Here is a 21,840-nt window from a genome sequence, read left to right as displayed (position 1 = left end):
ATTCCGCCACAAATTTGTTAAAACCTTCACAAATATTCCACACCTCTTATCCATTCTCCGTACTATAATCATGTATGGAAAAGGAGATGGACACAATGACACAAAGCGCACCAGAATTTAAAGTTTTGCAAAGCATTGCATTTCTCGCTGTCGTTTTGCAAAGTTCTTTATTATATACAATGAATCAAGGAAATGTCTTACTTGAGCAATCCCTCATTATGGGCATGCTATTTAATCTTGCAAAATTCTCAGCACCAGCATTCATATTTATCGTTGGATTTCACTTAATTCGTCACTATACAAAGCAATTAGTATATAAAGAATATATTTCCGAAAAAGCGATACACTTACTCATTCCTTATTTCTTTTGGTCTATTCTTTACTTATTAACAACAAATAATCTTATTACGTTACAAAGTGGAATAAAAAGTTTATTACTCGGAACAGCCGCTCCCCATCTTTGGTACGTTATTATGATGTTCCAAATTCACTTATTGTTCCCTTTACTATGCACACTTTTTTATTGGTTTCAAAAACGAACAGAAAATAAAAAAGACATATATAAATATATGACCTTTTTCGCTTGCCTATATTTTCTATTAATGTGGTTCTCTTCTCACTATATTTTTAATGGAGAAAAATTAACAAGTTCAACAATTTTACATTATACAGATCGATCATTTCTATTCTACTCATTCTATTTCGTTATGGGCGGCATTGCCGCTGTAGCACTAAAAACTTGGCGTCTATTCGTCATGAAACATATCCCGCTTATAACAATATTATTTTTCATCTTATTTTTATTCATCAATTATGAGTTGTTTAGTTTTTACGGAGCAAACTCTATTCATTTAACTGTTTCTACCTATTTAAAACCATCTATGTTTTTATATATCGTATGCGAAATTATCATACTGTATGTGTTATCTATTATGATAGTACAGCGTCGTGGTTTCTTATATAAAACGTTACGTTTCATTGGTAATTACACGTATGGTGCTTATTTAGCTCATTTATTCTTCTTGCAACTATGCACAAAACTTCTTTCCTTATTCACACTGCAAGAAAATACTATATTATATGCCCTATTACTATTTGTGTTAACGGCCATTATCTCTATTTCAACAATGGTCATTTGTAGCACAATACCATTTCATACTTGGATTACAGGGCCTTCTCCTACAACAAAGATGAAATGGACGAAGGTTGTATTACGAAGAAATCATAAAAAACTATTCAAGCCATATATTTGATATAATAATACGCATATAAAAAGAAAGCGAGAGACACCTATGATTAATCAAGTTGGACAAATTATGCTATATGTAAATAACCAAGACGAAACAGTACAATTTTGGACAGAAAAAGTAGGGTTCCAAATCATTGCGGAAGAAAATAACGGAAACGGATTCCGCTGGATTGAAATTGCACCGGCGAAAGAAGCAGGAACAAGCATCGTCCTTCACGATAAAGCGTTAATCGCGAAGATGCAACCTGAACTAAACCTAAATACGCCTTCACTTATGTTCTTCTCAAATGACTTAGACCGTCTATATAAAGATCTTTCTGAGAAAAATGTCACAGTTGGACAGGTTGTAGATTTACCTACTGGTAGAGCATTCAACTTTGCTGATAATGAAAATAATTACTTTGCAGTAATGGAACGCAAATAAAAAATAAGCTATCCGAAAAAATCGGATAGCTTATTTCATTTTAAGAAACTTGTTCTGCATTCGTTTCTCTATGCTGTATATGACTCGTGATCCAAGCAATTCCACCGGCAACAACGAGATAACATAACAATATTAAAATTTGCATTTGTAATTGCGACCAATCTCCTAAAGAAATAACATCTTGTAATCCTCTAAGAGAATGAGACATTGGGAGAAACTGTCCAATTTTGCTAAGAACAGCTATGTTTAATTCTCCTGGGAAAGTACCTCCGCTCGTCGCTAATTGCAGGACAAGAAGCGTTACCGCTAAGAACTTTCCAACAAGACCAAATACTGTTACTAGCATAAGAATAAATGTCATAAACGTAAAGGAAATAACAATACTTGATAAAACAAAGAGTGGCACACTTGCGACTTCTAATTTCATAACACCTAGCACAACTACATCTACGAGTAGCGCTTGAATGAGTCCAATTAAATATACCAATCCTAGTTTATTAATAAAATGTACCGTTCCGCTTACCTTCATGTTTTGTCTGCGGCCAAGAGGTAAAATATTCGATGCCATAATTCCGCCAACATAAAATGCAAGTGATAAGAAATATGGTGCAATGCCTGAACCGTAGTTAGGAACGTCAGAAACTGTTGACTTCACTAACTGAACTGGCTCTGAGAACATCGTATTGCGTGCATCATCATTACGAACATCCGCTATCTTCTCTGCGCCCTCTCCTAATTTCGTAGAAAGTTCTTTCGCACCATCATCAAGTTTAACAAGTCCATTTGTTAATTTACTAGCACCGTTATTCAGCTCCGTTCCACCACTCGCAAGCTGATTTACACCTTCTTGCAGGGATGTAAATCCATTTCCCCACTTCATAAATCCATCAGCCAAATTCGATGCACCATCTGCTATCTTTTTCGTTCCAGCAGTAGCTTCATTTAACTTAAATCCGAATGTATTCATGCCTTCTTCAATCTTATGTTGACCATCAGTTAGCTTCTTCGCACCTTGTGTCAATTGTTGTTGGCTATTATTTAAAGTACTTGTTGCTTTAGCTAGTCCATTAGACGTAGCAACAATTTTTTGAAAAGCGGGATCTTGCTGCACTTCTGGATGATTTTTCACGTACTCTTCTAATTGTTGTTTCACACTATTGGCCGCCCCATCCGCTTTTACTTGCCCTTCAGCAAGCTTCTCACTTCCGCTCACCCATTCATTTGTACCAGCACTTAATTCACTAACTCCTGATTGTAACGTTTTTTCACCTTGTGCTAATAACTCCATACCACTATGAAGTGATGTCGCTCCTTGACTCAGCTCATTTGCTCCCCCCGTTAAGGCAGATTGGCTAGACGCAAGCTTGTCACTTCCTTCTTTCAATTTCGATGTCCCGTCACTTAAACGATCAATACCATTCGCAAGCTGATTCGCTCCATTTTTTGCATCGGTCGTTCCTTCATGTAACTTCTCAGCACCATTACTTGCATCACTCAACCCTTGTGCCAAATCTTGAAACTTTGAAAAAACACCTTCTGTATATGATTTCGTAATACTGTTTGAGATTTTTGTTTTCATATTTTCAACAGCTGTCGTTCCAATTTGAGCCGCTACAAAGTTTTTACCTGGATTTACTTTGTACTGCAACTTTGCTGGCTCTGGTTTCTCATCCATAAGTGTACTTACCTTTTTAGAGAAATCTTCCGGAATCGTAACAACCATATAATATTTATCTTCTTTTAACCCTTCATCCGCACTTTTTTCTGATACGAAATGAAAAGCCAATTCCTTATTCTCTTTTAAATTTTTAACAAAATCGTCTCCTGCATGAATTGTTTTTTCATCCATCGCAGCACCCTTATCTAAATTCACAACCGCAACAGGTAATTTATCTAATTTTCCGTACGGATCCCAATATCCAGCTAAAAAGAATCCTGAATAAATTAACGGAACGATTAATAAAAAAATTAAAGCGATACGTCCATGTTTATGGTGCCACATCGCTTTCCAATCTTTAAATATAAGTTTAATTCCCTTCATGAAACATACTCCTCTTCTAATTTAACACCCTTCGAATGGTTTAACAGATTTACTATACACGTCACTTTACATACTGTATAATACATCTTTAATTATTAATTCATTCCTTTTGGTCTATAGAAAGGAGACTCGAAATGGAACTGCTCCAGTTAAAATACTTTCAGACAGTTGCACGACTAGAACACATGACAAAGGCAGCTGAAGAATTGCATATCGCGCAACCTTCACTCAGCAAAACAATTGCTAGACTCGAAAAGGATTTAGGAGTCCCTTTATTTGATCGCCAAGGCCGACAGATTACTTTAAATTCTTTCGGAAAAGTATTTTTAAAACGAGTAGAACGTATTTTTCATGAATTAAGTGAAGGAGAACGAGAAATTAAAGATTTAGCCGAATTACAACAAAGCTCTATTACACTGGCCGTTTCTATTCCAAGAATATTACCAGAACTACTTGGCTCTTTTTTACTAGAACATCCTAACGTTCGATTCCAACAATTTCTTGCATCCACTCCTTCTATGAAACGACAACTAGATAATATAGAAATTGACTTTTGTATCTCCTCTGTGCCAATTGAAGGTGAGGAGATTGTTTGGGAACCACTTATTACAGAAGAAATTTTCTTAGTCGTCCCTTCAGGCCATCGTTTATCAGGCCGAAAAAATATCCACCTGCATGAAGTAAAAAACGAACCGTTTATTAGTATGAACACTGGCTATGGATTTCGACACTTAACGGATGAATTTTGCAAAGAAGCTGGTTTCACTCCGCATATTGCTTTTGAAGTAGATGAACCGACCGTGATTAGCGACCTCATTAAGCAAGGTCTCGGCATCGCTTTTGTTCCAAGTTTAACTTTATTAAAAAACTCTACTTTAGCATCAAGCAAGTTGCGTATTATTGAACCCAATTGTCAGCGAACCATCGGATTAAGTTGGTCAAAAAAACGCTACTTATCAAAAACAGCTCAGCAATTCCGTGAATTCGTGATTGATTACTTCTCCAACATTAGGACGTAAAATTATATCAACAAATAAAAGTTGCCACCCTCATATGGTGGCAACTTTTATTGTTCACTCTTTTTTAATTCCATTTCAGCTAAAAGTGGTAGTACATTATCAAAAATATGCGTATTATTATTTTCACCTGTTACATATCCACCATAATATCTACTAAATACGTTATCATTTCGGAATGTGGCCATATGATCATACAATTCTTTCGCAAACTTTTTATCACCTGTTTGTAGTACGTACAAAATCGTTAATCCGTATGCGGCTGGCGATTCATAATTCACAGTTTGTTTTCCCGTTTCTAAATTGTAACGACCGTATAGCTTTCCATCCTCCTGGAATTTCTTCTTTATAAATTCCAAATAAGCAGTTGATGAAAGACCACCTAAACTTCGATGATATGCAACGTATGATTGGTCAATAAGATTCACTTCTTTATCGTACGTAAATGTACCATCTTCTTTATACTCTTTCGGGAATGCCCAGCCATGCCTTGGATAGTCCGCTAAAAATTGAACGACTTCCTGATATTGCTGAGCAGAAACTTTGTCGTACTTCTTCATATAGGAGAATGCACGTGGATTTATGTATGATGTTGTTACAAAATTATTTTGTTTCCCTGCATCTGCATCATAATAATCAACATAATAATTATCTTTTTTATTATAACGAAGTACAGCATCACTTAATTGATCGGCAAGGTTTTTATAACGCTCTTCCTTATACATTTCATAAGCACGATATAATTGTTCTATAATACGAAGATCATCTATAAGTGCATTTGTAGCTGACTGCCTCTCTCCCTTTTCAGAGAGTTTCCATAAAACGATATGATTCTTATATACGAAATTATCTTGAATAACCTTTACTTGCTCATCAAATAACGCCTGATCATCTTTATCAAGTGTATATTGTAACCATAATCCCGCTGATTCTGATAAAGCTTCACGTCCCTTTGCTTCACCCGTACCTGCCTTAGTATCTACTAAACGGTACGTGGCAAGCGTTCCATTGTCATTCACCATATGTCTTAAAATAAAATTTTCTGTACGGTTTCCTTGTAAAGCTGACCAAAATACAATTCCACCTAAAGCGATCAAGAAGATAATTCCAATCCCTATATATAAACGTTTCCGCAATCTTTTCACCTCCCTAGTAAGGCTAACCTTAATTTTATCAGAACATACATAAATTTAAAAAGACAATCCACTAGATTGTCTCCCCCATTTCTATCCCTCGTAAACCTCTTTAGAAGGTTTATATAGCGATTGTACAAGCCGATCATATTCACGACGTGTAATCTCTTTATTATATAGCTTCAATAATAAATCTCTATGCTCTTTTGAAAATGCCATCTTTTTAATGACTTCAGGATACATAAAACACCCTCTCCATTTCACATAAACTTCTTCTTTTCGAAAAACAGAACTTATGTTCGCATAAAAGATTATAAAAGATTCCTGTAAAAAAAACAAACAAAACATGAGAAACTATTTATTTCTTTCTATTCAAAATATTACAACATTATATTATCATATTCACTTTTTAAATACATATATATTTTTGGTAGTTTTTTTGAATAAATCTTCCAATTCAATCAGAAAATAATGGCAAAAAAGAAGAGGAGTTTACATATGGATACGGTAACATTAGCAAGAGCATTTTTTGGTTCTTCATTAGCATTCCACATTATTTTTGCAACACTTGGCGTCGGACTTTCATTGATGATTTTTATAAGCGAAATACTCTATCACTGGAAGAAAGACTCCGACTATGCCATTATGGCGAAAAGATGGACAAAGGCGTTTGCTATTCTTCTCGGTGTAGCAATTCCAACTGGAACAATTGTTGGTGTGCAAATCTCACTTCTTTGGCCTGGTTTCGCCAAAATTGTTGGGCAAGTTATTTCTGTTCCCTTCCAAATTGAGATTTTCGCCTTCTTTTTGGAGGCTTTATTCATGTCGATTTACGTATATGCAGCTGATAAACTTCCTCCATTTATGAGATTAATCTCGCTATTTTTCGTCATGCTTGGTGCCACGGCATCCGCCGTGCTTATTACATCAGCAAATACATGGATGAATACACCAGCAGGCTTTTCAATGAATCCAGATGGATCTGTTTTTAACGTTGATCCGTGGAAAGCTTTCTTTAATCCAAGTTTTGGCACAAGTGCATTTCATGTCGTTATTACGGCTTATGCAACCGGTGCAGCTGTCATTGCTTCTATTGCTGGATTTAAATTATTGAAGAAAAATTTAAGTACACGTGAAATTGCTTATCATAAAAAAGGGCTGCTATTAGGGCTTGTCGTTACATTTATTACAGGCGCTACGATGTGGCTTTCAGGACATGAATCAGCGATTGCCTTACATAAACACTCACCTGAAAAACTTGCATCTGCTGAAGCTTTATTTGAAACGACATCACACGCACCGCTATCCATTGGCGGAGTTGTGGATCCTAATACACTTGAACTAAACTATGCACTTGAAATTCCAAACATGCTTAGCTTATTAGTGGGACTAGACCCTAGCACTGTCGTAAAAGGACTAAACGAATTCCCACAAGAAACATGGCCACCATTTTATACACATACACTATTCAACTTAATGGTAGGAACTGCTGCGTTTACCTTTGCTGTTGCAACAATTGCACTCTTATATTGGTATTTCGTGTACCGAAAAAAGGGAACAGAACTACCGAAGTGGCTACTTTGGGGGGCTGCCGCATGCGGACCAATTATGATGCTCGGTATTGAATTCGGATGGATTTTCAGTTGTAGCGGTCGTCAACCATGGACAATTTATGGTATGCAACGTACCGTCGATGCATCTACACGCGCTGATTTCGTCGGTCCTTTATTTGTTTTGTTCATCATTTTGTATATTGGACTCGCTATTTTAACAGTCATTGTTCTACGGACATTCTTTAGAAGACATCCATTAAAGAATGATTTACAACACCAAGGAGGCGATTCTCATGTATGAGGAAAGTATTGCAATCATCATCTTATGGGCCCTTATTTTCGTATACAGTATACTAGGGTCCATTGATTTTGGCGCTGGTTTTTGGGGCATGGTATACGCAAAACATCCGACGCTCGCTGCTAAACTTGCGAATCGGTACTTATCACCAACTTGGGAAGTAACAAATACGTTTCTTGTTTTCGTCGTTGTCGCATTTCTCGGCTTCTTTCCGAAAGCGGCCTTTACTCTTGCGACAGTAATGTTCGTACCAGTTATGTTAATTTTAGTGCTCATTGCAGTACGTAGTACATTTATGGTATTTGCTTACTCCTTGCCAAAATACCAATACCTTCTTCGGGTTATTTCAGGTATTACTGGTCTATTAATTCCAGCACTATTAATTACCGTTTTACCCGTTACAGAGGGAGCCTATATTACAATGTCTGAAGGAAAGGAAGTACTCCTATATGGAAAACTTCTTTCTAGCCCAGTTATCTACTGTTATATGCTCTTCGGACTAACTTCTGAACTATTTCTCTCCTCTCTCTTTCTTGCTGATTTTTCGAGAGAACAAAGTTCAGAAGATACGTATAGAATTTATAGAAGAAATGCTATCATCCTTGGTCCTGCAACGCTCGTTACGGCAATTATTGCCCTCGTTGTAATGGATCCAGAAACACATTGGGTTATGCAAGGATTAATAAAGCAATTCCCGTGGTTTACAGTTTCTATTGTTTTATTCGTTATCGGATACTCGTCCCTTTGGTGGACAAACAAAAAGTACAATACACTAGGATACCCTCGCATTGCCGTTTTAGCTGTCGTCGCTCAATATGCATTTGCAAGCTATGCTTACGGGGTCGCGCATTTACCGTATATTATTTATCCTGACGTAACTGTATTTACAAGCTTTACAACGAAAGAAACGTTCTATGCACTGCTCATTCTATACGCAATTGGGATTGCAATTTTATTACCAGGATTTATTTTCTTCTGGAACTTATTCTTGAAGGATCGTACTTTTTTGAAGGAAAAATAATATAGCATTGGAGTCTGTTCCAAAAGGCATTTTAGGATAGACTCCTTTTGTCGTGTTTTGTCGATAAGTCGATATATTTTAAAAATCGCTGATATATTTTGAGTTGCGCCGATATATTTCAATAATCGCTGATATATTTTAACTTGCGCCGATATATCTCAATAATCGCTGATATATTTTAACTTGCGCCAATACATCTCAATAATCGCCCATATAAATTTCATTTACTATCTTACTGCCCCAATAATTTATAGACTCCTCTCATAATAGTTATTTCACTATTCGTGACACCTGTCCTTTAGCATGAAAAACACATATTCGGTTCATCTCGTTATACGTCTAGTTCTTCTTATTTTTTGCTGAATATACTACCAATATAAACTTGAGACAAGCTACATCTGTTCAAGGGAAAATAGAAAGGTAGGCAAAATATGAGCATTGAAATATGGATTACTATTATTGTATTTTTCTTAACGATGATCGTTATCTTTTGGCGACCCCGCGGCTTAAATGAGGCTTGGCCAGCAGCAATCGGAGCTGGTATCATCATAATTACTGGACTTGTATCAAAACCAGACATCATGGATATTATAAGTAAAATTGGCGGTGCCTCCATAACAATATTAGCAACTATTGTTATGGCAGTTATATTAGAAAGCTTCGGCTTCTTCCATTGGTCCGCAGCGAAACTAGCAAATTTAGCAAAGGGTTCTGGGCGCCGCTTATACTGGTATATTCAATTATTATGTTTTCTTATGACTCTTTTATTTAATAACGACGGTAGTATTTTAATTACAACTCCAATTTTAATTCTTCTTCTAAAAAACCTTCAATTAAAACCACATCAACAAATTCCTTATTTATTAAGTGGTGCTTTAATCGCTACGGCATCTAGTGCACCAATTGGTGTAAGTAATATCGTAAATTTAATCGCATTAAACATCGTCCATATGACTCTTTATATGCATACTGCTATGATGTTTGTACCTGCAACATTAGGCTTATTATTTATGTCATGGCTCATGTATACAGTTTTGAAGAAAAAACTTCCGAAAAAATTACCTGTTTCTTCATATGATATTGAAGAAATTTTCTTCACGAAAAACTTCCATCCACTAAAAGGAAATAATTCTGTTGATACGAAACAAAAACGGACAAGATTCATGTTAAAAGTATTAGGTTTCGTCTTCCTGATGCGCTGTCTTCTATTCGTTGCATCCTTCTTATCCATCCCAATTGAAATCGTTGCAGTACTTGGTTCACTCGTTCTTCTCATTTGGAGATGGTACTACTTACGAACAAATCCTGTCGACATTTTGAAAAAGACACCGTGGCACATTTTAATTTTCGCCTTCTCTATGTACGTCATTATTTACGGACTCCACAACGCAGGATTAACAGCTGTACTTGTACAATGGCTCGAGCCAATTGTGAATCAGCATCTACTCTATGCTAGCTTTGCGATGGGCGGACTTGTATCCATCCTCTCTAACGTCTTCAATAACCATCCTGCCCTTATGATTGGTACAATCACATTAACAGAAATGGGACTAGATCCAGTCACATTAAAAACTATCTATCTTGCAAACATCATTGGTAGTGACATCGGTTCACTATTACTACCAATTGGTACGCTAGCTTCACTCATTTGGATGTATATTCTGAAACAAAACAAAATTAAAGTAAAATGGAAAGACTATTTAAGTGTATCCCTTATCGTTATCCCGCTCACAACAGTCGTCACACTATTTCTCTTATTCTACTGGGTACATCTCTTCTTTGCCTTATAAACAACAGAAGCCCCATTTGCTACCGTCTTAGCAAATGGGGCTTCTTCTATAATAAAGTTAGGTACTACAGTGTGATCAATCAAGTAAAGAGGTGTAACATGTTATTGATATAAATGACTACCAGCTTCTTTAAATTCTTCTGCTTTCTCTTTCATTCCTTTTTCAATTGCTTCTTTCGTTTCTAAATCATTTTCTTTTGCATATTCACGAATATCATGTGAAATTCTCATACTACAAAACTTCGGTCCACACATTGAACAGAAGTGAGCTGTCTTTGCCCCTTCTGCAGGCAACGTTTCATCATGATATTCCATCGCACGTTCAGGATCTAAAGATAAATTAAATTGATCGCGCCAACGGAATTCGAAGCGTGCTTTTGAAAGTGCATCATCACGCTGATGAGCCGTTTTATGTCCTTTCGCAAGATCAGCCGCATGCGCTGCAATTTTGTACGTAATAACACCCGTGCGTACATCATCTTTGTTTGGCAAACCTAAATGTTCTTTCGGCGTTACATAACAAAGCATCGCTGTTCCAAACCAGCCAATCATAGCAGCTCCAATTGCAGATGTAATATGGTCATAACCTGGTGCAATATCTGTCGTTAGCGGCCCAAGTGTGTAAAACGGCGCGCCCTGACAAATATCAAGCTCTTTCTCCATATTCTCTTTAATTAAGTGCATCGGTACGTGTCCAGGTCCTTCAATCATAACTTGCACATCATGTTTCCAAGCAATTTTGGTTAATTCACCAAGTGTTTCAAGCTCAGAAAACTGTGCTTCGTCATTTGCATCTGCAATTGAACCTGGGCGTAATCCATCTCCAAGAGAGAACGAAACATCATACTGCTTCATAATTTCACAAATCTCTTCAAAATGAGTGTATAGGAAGTTTTCTTTATGATGGAATAAACACCACTGTGCCATAATCGAACCACCGCGCGAAACGATACCTGTCGTACGCTTTGCAGTAATTGGAATGTAACGAAGTAATACACCAGCGTGAATTGTAAAGTAATCTACGCCTTGCTCCGCCTGCTCAATTAACGTATCACGATATACTTCCCACGTTAAATCTTCTGCAATTCCGTTTACTTTTTCCAGCGCTTGATAGATCGGTACAGTTCCAACTGGTACAGGCGCGTTACGAATAATCCACTCACGCGTCGTATGAATATTTTTACCTGTAGATAAATCCATAATCGTATCCGCACCCCAGCGCGTTGCCCATGTCATCTTCTCTACTTCTTCTGCAATCGAAGAAGATACAGCTGAGTTTCCGATATTCGCGTTTACCTTCACATGAAAATTACGCCCGATGATCATCGGTTCAGCTTCTGGATGATTAATATTCGCTGGTAAAATAGCGCGGCCTTCTGCGATTTCCTTACGAACAAACTCCGGCTCTACCCCTTCACGAATCGCAACGTATTCCATCTCAGACGTAATAATGCCATTACGTGCATAGTGCATTTGCGTAACATTTGCACCTTGCTTTGCTCTAAGTGGCTGGCGATCCATTTGCGGGAAAACAGGTGTATGTTTCGAAGCTACTCTCACACCGTCATCCTCTGGTTTCACTTCACGCCCTTCGTATGCTTCTACATCACCACGCCCCATAATCCAAGAGTGGCGCGGCGTTGGAATTCCTTTTTCCAACTCGACCTTATACGCAGGATCTGTATAAGGACCGCTCGTATCATACACACGGATTGGTGGATTTGGAACGCCATTCGTTTCGCTTTGTTCAATCTCACGCATCGGCACTTTCATACCTTCTCGTGGTCCATCCACATATACTTTCTTACTCCCTGGTAAACTCGACTTCAATTCAATTTGCTCAGCTGAAACAGATTGTTTCATAAATTTTGTTGCCCCCCTGTTCGTGACAAGGACAAGATATGGCCAGCGCATGCCAAAATAAAAAGAGCCAGGTCCATAAAAAAATAAGGACCTGGCTCATAAAGACATCATTATGTAAAGCCGTTAACTTCCCTACGCTGGTACGAGCCAGATCAGGTCCAAAGGGTTAAGAAGTTCACGCGCTTCTCTCTCAGCCTACGCATACGTTAGGCACCCCTAGTTTATCACTGATTTAATTTTCAATACTTTCCCATCATACACGATAATCTGAAAAATGAAAAGTTTATTTCTTTTGCTCTTTACGGAATCATCCACGTTAAATAATACGCCTGCACATACGTCATAATACCAACAATAATTACGAAGAATAAGCTATGCTTCACTGTAAAACGGAACAAATCCGATTCTTTTCCAGCAAGACCAACCGCCGCACAAGCGATCGCAATCGACTGCGGGGAAATCATTTTCCCTGTTACACCGCCTGTTGTATTTGCTGCAACGAGAAGCACTTCAGATACGCCGACTTGCTGCGCTGTAATGGCTTGTAAATTTGAGAACAGTGCATTCGCAGACGTATCAGACCCTGTTAGGAATACGCCAATCCAGCCTAAGAATGGTGAGAAGAACGGGAATAGTCCACCAGTTCCGGCTAATGCTAACGCTAACGTGGAAGATAGACCAGAATAGTTTGCGATAAATGCAAACCCTAGTACGAATCCGATAGATAGAATTGGCATTTTTAATTCGCTTAACGTTTCTTTAAATGTCACTACTGCATCTTTTACATTCATTTTCAAAATAAACATGGAAATGATACAAGCAATTAAAATCGCTGTTCCAGTTGCCGATAATACATCAAACTTCAAAATTGCCTCGTAAGGCATTGGTTTATTTACAATTGGCTCTGCTTTCATTACTAAATTATGCAGACCTGGAATTTCAAACTTAAATACAAGACTTTCTAAAGCCCCTCCTGAAGCAAATAGTGCCTTAAAGAAACTTTGGCTCCAAATGACTACCATAACCGTTAATACGATAAATGGAGACCATGCTTTCACTACTTTTCCAAACGTTAATTTCGGCATCGATGCCGCTGTCGTTGTTACTGCTACTTCACTATTTGCTCGCCCGGATTGATAAATTTCTTTCGGCTGCCAAACTTTTAAGAACAGCGCTAAACTAATTAAACTTACAAGTGCTGATGTAATATCCGGAAGTTCTGGCCCTAAAAATGTCGCTGTAATGAACTGCGTAATCGCAAATGAACTACCCGCTACAAGTAACGCAGGCCACGTTTGTCGTATCCCTTTAAATCCATCCATTAAAAATACGATAAAGAATGGAACAAATAATGATAGGAACGGTAATTGATGCCCAGCCATTTGTCCAATTTTATGTGGATCAATACCTGTTACTTGTCCAGCAACTGTAATCGGAATTCCCATCGCTCCGAACGCCACTGGTGCAGTATTTGCAATTAAACAAAGACCTGCTGCGTATAAAGGATTTAACCCAAGACCCGCAAGAAGTGCTGCTGTAATCGCTACTGGTGCCCCAAATCCTGCCGCTCCTTCTAAAAATGCTCCAAATGAAAATCCAATTAAAATAACGAGTAGACGATGATCATTCGTAATCGATAATACCGATGCACGAATCACATCGAATTGACCTGTTTTTACAGAAATTTTATATAAAAATACCGACATAATGATAATCCAAGCAATTGGCCATAATCCGTACAAGAAACCATATCCGGTCGCTGCCATTGCCATCGTGAACGGCATTTTATAAGCGAATAACGCTACTAAAACTGTAAGTACAACTGTAATAAATCCTGCCACATACCCTTTCATGCGGAAAACTGCTAAAGCTAAGAAAAAAAAGATAATCGGAATAAGTGCGACCGCTGCCGAAATCCAAATGTTTCCGAATGGATCATAAACTTGTGTCCATGTGTTCATTGTTCTCTCCGATACGATAAACTTAACTAAATCTATACAATTCAATCAAATTTACACGAGTTAGTGCTTCATCGTGTTCTCGCAACCCCAAAGGGACGAGGGGTATAACACTCCACACGAGGCAGTATCGTTACCTCCTATTATCAAGCATTTATTTTACCCATCTTGATAAATTTATCGCAGCATTCAAATCTCTATCGTGATGGCTATTGCATGAAACACAACACCACTCACGTATTTTTATACTCCATTGTCCTTCTGGTTGAACTGAATGGTCGTATTTTACTCCGCAACATGAACAAATCTTGCTTGAGGCGAACCATTTATCAGCTTTTTCATACGCAATGCCGTACTTCTCGCACTTATATGACCAACATTGAAAGAAGAAGTTTAATTTTTGAAAGGAAAGTGCCTTCGATAGTTTTTTGTTTTTTAACAGGTTTGAAATAGATAAGTCTTCCACAACAATCCTCATTGGTTTGGTTTTCACCAATTTAGCTGTTGCTTGATGGATATGGTTATTTCGGATATTCATAATTTTCCTAGATAACCGCAGGTGCTCAGCTTTCGCTTTTTCATATCCGGCAGACTGAATTTTCACACCTTTTTTAAATCTCCTAGACATATCTCTTTGCGCTGACTTTTTCCTTTTCAAAAGTTTTTTAACCTTAGCATCTTTGTTTATATTTCGTTCTTTCATACCATTAGAAGCTACAAAAAGTTCTTTTAAACCAACATCCACACCAATCGACTCATTCGTTAGTTCTTGTGATTCAAAGTCTTCTTGGAACCCTACACTAATCCACCAGTGACGACCATCAAAGGTAACTCGTGGATTGGATGGTTTTTTATTTCTTGGTAGTTGTTGGCTTGTTTTCACTTCTCCAATAGACTGAATATGAACGACTTTCTTTCCTATAACCAGTCTTTCATAATTGGCATAAAATCCTTGGATTAAATCTTTTTTGGATTTATAAGAAGTGTGATAACCATTTTTGTACTTTTTGAACGAATGTTTTCTCGCCGTATCAAAATCTTTTGAAGCCTGTTTGGGAACTTGTGCATTAATGTCTTTTAACCACTCATATCTCTTTCGCTTCTTGATCTTTGTAAATCGTTTCTGTAAAGCTAACTGTGAAACAGATTTTCCAAATAGCTTATAGTATCTATCACTCATTCTTTTACAATAGTTATAAGCAAATCTTGCAGCACCAGCATGGTTTCTAAGCACTTGTTCTTGCTCAGGCGTTGGAATCAGTCTGACTTTCTTCGCCAATATCATCAGAATGTAACTCCTTTAATGAAAGATTTGTTCTTCTGAATCGTAGCGTGTTCCACCAGCATTCTCCTGAGACTACCAGGATACAAACCTGTTAATTCCGATACTTGACTAACTCGTGAAAATTTCATTATTATTCTTAGCTCATTAAATCCAATGTAGCACATACGTTCTATGGATTCAATGAGGTTTGATAGATTTAATTAAATTTATCTCGTTCAACTAAGGGCGCAATTCCTTAGCCAGTTCTCTTATGAACTTCTCATATTTTCACATGAGCGCAGACTATATGTTTATCTCTTTAGAGATAGAGGATTTTTCCACCACCATAGGCTTGTGATGTACTCTCGTCAGTTATACGAGATAGTCGTTGAACGTTCATCTTATCCATTTTGACTTAGATGATTCGAGGCGGAAGACCCATTGTTCTAGTGTTTAGGATTTAACCTTGCACGATCTGATTGATTTTTTCTGCTTTCGCGACATTCACGCTCACCATTTCTGGTCACGTTGTAGTTCAATCAGCTTTAGGGATTGCCCGCAGTTAACCCTCACTACTAGCCAATCACTTGACTAGCAGGGCTTACTGATATATTTAATTAACTTTGGTTATAATTGGTTAAATAAATCGTAACAGTTAGTTACCCCCCTAAAGAATCCCCTTTTAAATAGAATAACCTCACCAATAGACTATCAGGTCATCATACCTTTAAGCCTAAAATAAAAAAACGTTCAAGAAAACGTTTTCAACAACTTTCATTTATACTGTACCATAACAATTTCTATTAAAAAAGATTTTTTTGAAAATTTTATTATTTAACAGAAAATCTTACAAAATCGTCACGTTCTTGTAATGTTCATCGATAGGAAGTTTGCCAAAATTATTGCATAATAATAGTATAACAACAGAAATTATTCATGAGGTGATATATATGAACGGAAATAAAATATTAGCTGCGTTATCATACTTTAGTGTACTATTTGCCCCTATCTTATTCCCTATTATCGTTTGGATTGTGGGAGACGCTGAAACAAAACCACATGCAAAACGTGCTCTATGGACACACATCATTCCAAGTATCGCTACATTCATTGGCGTAACTATTCTAGGAATTATGGGCCTTGGATCTGATCAACCAGACGTAACACTTGGAATTGGATCAATGATTGTCTTAGCTATTTGCGGAATCATCAGCTTATACTACTTCATCTGGAACATTGTAAAAGGCATTAAAGTGCTGAAAGCTTAATTTTAAACAAATGTTTGTTTAAAAAGGGCCCCTTGCAATTTGCAAGGGGCCCTTTTCCTAATTCGTTCACTTTATCTTCTGCGTTTCTTCTTTTTTCTCATCATTTTCTTTCGGCGCGTATTCACTTTATCCGCTATAATGTGGAGCGTACTTGCCACAACAATTCCCATTAAGAACGTTACAATTTCAACCTCATGCTTCTTCGCAATTTCTATTAAATTACCATCCAGTGCGACTACATTTAATAGTAATAAAAATGGAGAAAAAACGATTAACATGTACGCAATACGAATCACATCACCAAGTATAATCGTATGCGTAAAGAAAGATCGATGCGGCATTACTTTCTTATAAGGATACCAAAATATACGTAAGAAACCCCATTTGTTATAAGCATTACTGTACGTATCTAAATCTGGTGTTAAAAATGAAGTACCTACTAAAAAACCAATTGCAAAAGTTAATAAAAAATCAAAATTTGTTAATCCATACGAAAAGAGCAAAAACAAAACAACCGGAAGGGATATTAAGTTTATTTTCGTATGCGTTCTTCCTGATGGCATAATGCACTTCCTCGCTTACGTTCGTCCTGTCACCTTATGACAGATTTCACCTATTGACCTAATTTCTGATCGATAAATGTTGTGTCTATATCCGAACTAAACCATTCTGCCAACTTCACTCGTGCCTTATCTTTCACATCTTCATTGACGTATAACGACACCTGTATTAGTGCGGCCGTTAACGCCCCTAAATCATCCGTATAGCCAATTCCAGCAATGAAATCTGGAATCGCATCAATCGGTGCAATAAAATAAGCAAGTGCTCCAATTACAATAATTTTCACTCGTTTTGGAACATCGGGTCTTTGCAAAACGTAAAACAGTAATAAACTTGCATAAATGACCGATTGCCCTGCTTGCTTTGCAACATGTTTTACTTTCTTCCAAAACGCTTCAACTGAAAATTTTTGTTTCATGTAAAAAGCCTCCCTATTTTTAAAAAGAAATAAGCTACAATATGTTATCAGTAAAAGTTTATGGAAATTACACAAAACCTATCAATGAACTTTTATTGTAACAAACAAACCAAAAAAGAACAAGTGTTCGTTAATTTTTACACTATTTCCTTCATATAATAGATTTCTAGATAACCCTTACCCATCTTCATTTCTTATTTCTCAACAAAGAAAATTTTCACTTCCACTTAACATTCTGCTCTACCTTTGTTATATTTTCTAGTTGACGGACATATAAACGAATGTTAAAGTTTTCTCTGGTAGTGACAAATCTTATACAAAAAATGTAAAATGTTATAGTGTTTCTCAGAAATGAATTTTGTTGTATAATACAGAAATGACGTTATGCTTATGAGCAACAAAAGAAACCAAAAGGGTATGCATAGTTATAGTCGTATATGGGTGAATATAGAACCTTTAATTATGGCCAAGAAAACTATGTATTTTTTATTTTAGCATTTTTCGCTCCAAAATCGACCAAGCCTGATAGAGAAAGGGTGGAAATGAATGAAAGAAACCTTGAAATCACAATTTCAAAATGTGCGTTTTACTGTATTCGTAGCTTTAGCCTTATGGCTGAAAACTTACCTTATTACACGCACAAGCTTTGACTTAAAACTTGAATCTTTCATGCAAGAATTCATTTTATTCCTTAGCCCATTAGCAGCATCATTACTGCTTGTTGGTCTTGCATTATTTGCAAAAGGGAAAAAACGTAACTATATAGCACTTGGAATTAATTTTGTCTTAACAATCGTTCTTGTTGGTAACGTAATGTTCTACGGATTCTACAATGACTTCGTTACATTACCGGTGCTAGGACAAACATCTAACTTCGGAAGTTTAGGTTCTAGTGTGAAAGAATTATTTAACTACAAAATTATTCTTGCATTTGCAGACATTATCATTTTCTTCGTTCTATTAAAGAAAATGAAAAACTTTGCACCTACAGAGCGTGTAGCACGCCCGATGCGTTCCCTATACTTCGTATCAACAGTTGCTATTTTCTTCGCAAACTTAGGACTTGCAGAAGCTGAACGCCCAGAACTATTAACACGTTCATTCGACCGCGTTATGCTTGTTAAAAACTTAGGATTATATGTACACCAAGTATACGATCTTGGCTTACAAGCAAAATCAAGTTCACAAAAAGCATTCGCTGACGGTAGTAAATTACAAGAAACAGAAAACTATGTGAAAACAACACAAAGTAAACCAGATCCAAATATGTTCGGTACTGCAAAAGGAAAAAACGTAATTGTTGTCTCTCTTGAGTCGTTACAAACATTCTTAATTGGCGCAACAGTTAACGGACAAGAAGTTACACCATTCTTAAACCAATTTACGAAAGAAAGTTATTACTTTGATAACTTCTTCCATCAAACTGGGCAAGGTAAAACATCTGATGCTGAATTCCTAGTAGATACTTCTTTATATCCACTAGACCGCGGTGCTGTATTCTTCACACACGGTAACAATGAATATACAGCAACTCCAGAAATTTTACGTCAGCAAGGATACTACACTGCAGTATTCCATGCAAACAACGCAACATTCTGGAACCGTAACATTATGTATCCGGCACTTGGTTATGATCGTTACTACAACGAGCTTGACTACAAGATTACACCGGAAACAAAACTAAACTGGGGATTAAAAGATATCGAGTACTTCGATCAATCTGTTGATATGTTAAAACAAGTGAAGCAACCATTCTATACTCGCTTCCTTACTTTAACGAATCATTACCCATTCACTTACGATGATAATACGAAATTAATCGACGAATACAATTCTGGTGATGGCGTATTTGACCGTTACATGGTAACTGCTCGTTACTTAGACGAAGCAATGAAACACTTTATTGAGCGTCTAAAAGCAGAAGGTATTTACGACAACTCAGTAATCGTATTCTACGGTGACCACTACGGTATTTCTGAAAACCATAACCGTGCAATGGCACAGTTCTTAGGAAAAGAAGAAATCACTGCATTTGACCATATGAACTTACAAAAAACACCGATGTTTATTCACGTTCCAGGTCAAAAAGAAGGTAAAACAATTTCAAAACCAACTGGTGAAATTGACATTAAACCAACTATTCTAAACTTACTTGGTGTAGATTCTACAAATGACGTTCGATTCGGTCATGATGTATTCTCACCTGATAATAAAGGATTCGTTGTTCTTCGTGACGGTAGCTTCGTTACAGATAAATACATGTACACAAACAGTACATTCTATGACCGTGCTACTGGCGAAGTTGTACAATTACCGAAAGAAGAATCCCAGCCACTAATTGATCGTGCCCAAAATGAATTGAACATGTCTGATAAAATCATTGAAGGTGACTTACTTCGCTTCTCTGAAAGTAATAAGATCAAAACTGGTGAAGTAAAAACAGTTATTAAAGAAGAAAAGAAGAGCGCTGAGTAATGAACTGCATCCCAATTGTTAGACACAGTCTAACAATTGGAGGTGCAGTTTTTCTATGGCTAAATTTACAGCTGATGAAAAAATACAAATCGTTCTACGTTATTTGAACGGAAATGAAAGTTATCGAGAAATGGGTAGATCGCTCGGTATAAGTGACACAATCATTTTGAATTGGGTAAACCAATATAAACAGAATGGTCTGGAAGCTTTTCTAAAACGATGTACAAATTACACACAACAATTTAAACTAGACGTACTAAACTTTATGATTGAAAACGGTATGTCCTTATTTGAGACGGCAGCTATCTTTAATATTCCTGCCCCTTCAACGATTTCTGTTTGGAAAAAACAGCTCGAAACACAAGGAATTGATGCCCTTCAATCTAAGAAAAAGGGGCGTCCATCCATGAAAAAAGATTCAAATAAACAATTAAAACAACCTTTAGCTGAAGGGTCAGTCGAAGCACTTGAAGCACGCATTAAACAGCTTGAGATGGAAAATGAGTACTTAAAAAAGTTAAATGCCTTAGTTCAAAACAAGGAAAAATCACAAAACAAGACAAAGCGCAAGTAGTCTATGAATTAAGGCATAAATATTCGGTGAAGGCACTCGTGGAGCTAGCTACTATTCCTCGAAGCACGTATTATGATTTAGTAAAGAAAATGAATCGTCCAGATGTAGATGCCGATTTGAAAGCTGAGATTAAAGCGATTTATGAGGAAAATGAAGGTCGTTATGGTTACCGTCGCATTCGTGATGAATTAACGAATCGTGGCCAGAAAGTGAACCACAAGAAGGTTCAGCGCATTATGAAAGAGCTTGGGTTAAAGTGTGTTGTGCGTATGAAGAAATATAAATCCTATAAAGGAAAAGTCGGTAGAATTGCACCTAATATTTTAGAGCGTAATTTTCATACAGATGCACCGAATCAAAAGTGGGTAACAGACATCACAGAGTTTAAATTGTTTGGAGAAAAACTGTATGTATCACCTGTATTAGATTTGTATAATGGTGAAATTATTACCTATACAATTGGTTCTAGACCGACGTATTCGCTTGTTTCAGACATGTTAGAGAAAGCATTGGAACGTTTACCTGAAACGCACCAGCTACTGATGCATTCGGATCAAGGATGGCATTATCAAATGAGACAGTACGTCCGTACTCTTGAATCAAGAGCTATCGTCCAGAGTATGTCTCGAAAAGGCAACTGTTACGACAACGCAGTAATAGAAAATTTCTTTGGGATTATGAAGTCGGAGTTCCTCTACATAAAAGAATTTGAAAATGTAGAGCACTTTAAAATAGAATTAGAAAAATATATAGATTATTATAATACGAAACGGATTAAGGCAAAATTAAAAATGAGCCCGGTACAATACCGGACTCACTTTTATCAAGCTGCCTAATGAAATAACCGTGTCTAACTTTTAGGGGTCACTTCATAATCTCAGCCTCTTTTTTTATTTTCTTCCATACAACTACTTATATTCATTAACTTTAAAATT

Annotated in this window: 17 protein-coding genes and 1 riboswitch; of the genes, 9 read left to right on the top strand and 8 right to left on the bottom strand. The window is 36.9% G+C overall.

All coding sequences use genetic code 11. The annotated features are described in order from the left end of the window. Nucleotides 1-95 precede the first annotated feature (95 nt). Both QCI79_RS14845 and QCI79_RS14840 read left to right on the top strand, forming a co-directional pair. Nucleotides 96-1,253 carry an acyltransferase gene (locus QCI79_RS14845; RefSeq protein ID WP_021728008.1) on the top strand — a complete coding sequence of 386 codons (1,158 nt, stop codon included), beginning with the start codon at nt 96-98 and terminating at the stop codon, nt 1,251-1,253. A gap of 39 nt (nt 1,254-1,292) precedes the next feature. Continuing rightward, on the top strand, nt 1,293-1,673 hold the full coding sequence (locus tag QCI79_RS14840; RefSeq protein WP_000610162.1) for a VOC family protein: 381 nt from the start codon (nt 1,293-1,295) through the stop codon (nt 1,671-1,673). Between the two features lie 40 nt (nt 1,674-1,713). Here the strand turns inward: QCI79_RS14840 and QCI79_RS14835 are convergent, their stop codons facing one another. Continuing rightward, nucleotides 1,714-3,714 (bottom strand): YhgE/Pip domain-containing protein, encoded by a 2,001-nt coding sequence (locus QCI79_RS14835; protein ID WP_000676212.1) that lies wholly within the window; start codon nt 3,712-3,714, stop codon nt 1,714-1,716. A 134-nt stretch (nt 3,715-3,848) separates the two neighbouring features. On the opposite strand from QCI79_RS14835, the gene QCI79_RS14830 reads away from it, so the two are divergent. Further along, nucleotides 3,849-4,733 carry a LysR family transcriptional regulator gene (locus QCI79_RS14830; protein WP_000421928.1) on the top strand — a complete coding sequence of 295 codons (885 nt, stop codon included), beginning with the start codon at nt 3,849-3,851 and terminating at the stop codon, nt 4,731-4,733. 47 nt (nt 4,734-4,780) lie between these two features. Here the strand turns inward: QCI79_RS14830 and QCI79_RS14825 are convergent, their stop codons facing one another. After that, nucleotides 4,781-5,866 carry a hypothetical protein gene (locus QCI79_RS14825; protein WP_001231654.1) on the bottom strand — a complete coding sequence of 362 codons (1,086 nt, stop codon included), beginning with the start codon at nt 5,864-5,866 and terminating at the stop codon, nt 4,781-4,783. A gap of 90 nt (nt 5,867-5,956) precedes the next feature. Then, nucleotides 5,957-6,106, bottom strand: coding sequence for a hypothetical protein (locus QCI79_RS14820; RefSeq protein ID WP_000283181.1), 150 nt, complete (start codon nt 6,104-6,106; stop codon nt 5,957-5,959). A 255-nt stretch (nt 6,107-6,361) separates the two neighbouring features. Here QCI79_RS14820 and cydA point away from each other — a divergent pair, with 255 nt between their 5' ends. The 3 genes from cydA to QCI79_RS14805 all read left to right on the top strand — a co-directional run bounded on the left by cydA (nt 6,362) and on the right by QCI79_RS14805 (nt 10,525). Beyond that, the gene (gene cydA, locus QCI79_RS14815; protein WP_000381987.1) at nt 6,362-7,717 is read left to right on the top strand and encodes a cytochrome ubiquinol oxidase subunit I; all 1,356 of its coding nucleotides are present in this window, start codon (nt 6,362-6,364) and stop codon (nt 7,715-7,717) included. Next, a complete protein-coding gene (locus tag QCI79_RS14810) occupies nt 7,710-8,735 on the top strand; it encodes a cytochrome d ubiquinol oxidase subunit II (RefSeq protein ID WP_000272788.1) in 1,026 nt (341 codons plus the stop codon). The genes cydA and QCI79_RS14810 overlap by 8 nt, the downstream gene beginning before the upstream one ends. 431 nt (nt 8,736-9,166) lie before the next feature. After that, nucleotides 9,167-10,525, top strand: coding sequence for an arsenic transporter (locus tag QCI79_RS14805; RefSeq protein WP_000021121.1), 1,359 nt, complete (start codon nt 9,167-9,169; stop codon nt 10,523-10,525). A 101-nt stretch (nt 10,526-10,626) separates the two neighbouring features. On the opposite strand, the gene thiC is transcribed toward QCI79_RS14805, so the two are convergent. From thiC to QCI79_RS14790, 3 genes are all read right to left on the bottom strand, one after another. Beyond that, a complete protein-coding gene (thiC, locus tag QCI79_RS14800; protein ID WP_000814481.1) occupies nt 10,627-12,387 on the bottom strand; it encodes a phosphomethylpyrimidine synthase ThiC in 1,761 nt (586 codons plus the stop codon). A gap of 112 nt (nt 12,388-12,499) precedes the next feature. Continuing rightward, a riboswitch (TPP riboswitch) is annotated at nt 12,500-12,615 on the bottom strand. A gap of 71 nt (nt 12,616-12,686) precedes the next feature. After that, entirely contained in the window at nt 12,687-14,348 is a 1,662-nt protein-coding gene (gene lldP, locus QCI79_RS14795; RefSeq protein WP_001099340.1) for an L-lactate permease, read from the bottom strand. A gap of 151 nt (nt 14,349-14,499) precedes the next feature. Next, on the bottom strand, nt 14,500-15,630 hold the full coding sequence (locus QCI79_RS14790; RefSeq protein WP_021727855.1) for an RNA-guided endonuclease InsQ/TnpB family protein: 1,131 nt from the start codon (nt 15,628-15,630) through the stop codon (nt 14,500-14,502). 929 nt (nt 15,631-16,559) lie between these two features. Between QCI79_RS14790 and QCI79_RS14785 the strand changes: the two genes are divergently transcribed. After that, complete coding sequence (locus QCI79_RS14785) at nt 16,560-16,877, top strand: magnetosome magnetite crystal formation protein family (protein WP_001014099.1); 318 nt, start codon at nt 16,560-16,562, stop codon at nt 16,875-16,877. A 71-nt stretch (nt 16,878-16,948) separates the two neighbouring features. Here the strand turns inward: QCI79_RS14785 and QCI79_RS14780 are convergent, their stop codons facing one another. Together QCI79_RS14780 and QCI79_RS14775 are read right to left on the bottom strand one after the other, a co-directional pair. Further along, nucleotides 16,949-17,440 carry a metal-binding protein gene (locus QCI79_RS14780; RefSeq protein ID WP_001139064.1) on the bottom strand — a complete coding sequence of 164 codons (492 nt, stop codon included), beginning with the start codon at nt 17,438-17,440 and terminating at the stop codon, nt 16,949-16,951. A gap of 50 nt (nt 17,441-17,490) precedes the next feature. Then, entirely contained in the window at nt 17,491-17,856 is a 366-nt protein-coding gene (locus QCI79_RS14775) for a YkvA family protein (RefSeq protein ID WP_000810370.1), read from the bottom strand. Nucleotides 17,857-18,402: 546 nt separating this feature from the next. Between QCI79_RS14775 and QCI79_RS14770 the strand changes: the two genes are divergently transcribed. After that, on the top strand, nt 18,403-20,331 hold the full coding sequence (locus QCI79_RS14770; protein WP_000665352.1) for an LTA synthase family protein: 1,929 nt from the start codon (nt 18,403-18,405) through the stop codon (nt 20,329-20,331). Between the two features lie 55 nt (nt 20,332-20,386). Beyond that, a protein-coding gene (locus tag QCI79_RS14765) for an IS3 family transposase (RefSeq protein ID WP_085959128.1) occupies nt 20,387-21,741 on the top strand; the annotation gives its coding sequence in 2 pieces (ribosomal slippage) (nt 20,387-20,840 and nt 20,840-21,741; 1,356 coding nt in all). The last annotated feature ends 99 nt before the right edge of the window (nt 21,742-21,840 follow it).

The organism is Bacillus cereus group sp. MG1 (assembly GCF_040460035.1).
GTDB lineage: Bacteria > Bacillota > Bacilli > Bacillales > Bacillaceae_G > Bacillus_A > Bacillus_A cereus.
Note: the sequence above shows the minus strand (reverse complement) of the source record. Positions and strands in the feature narration are given on the sequence as shown.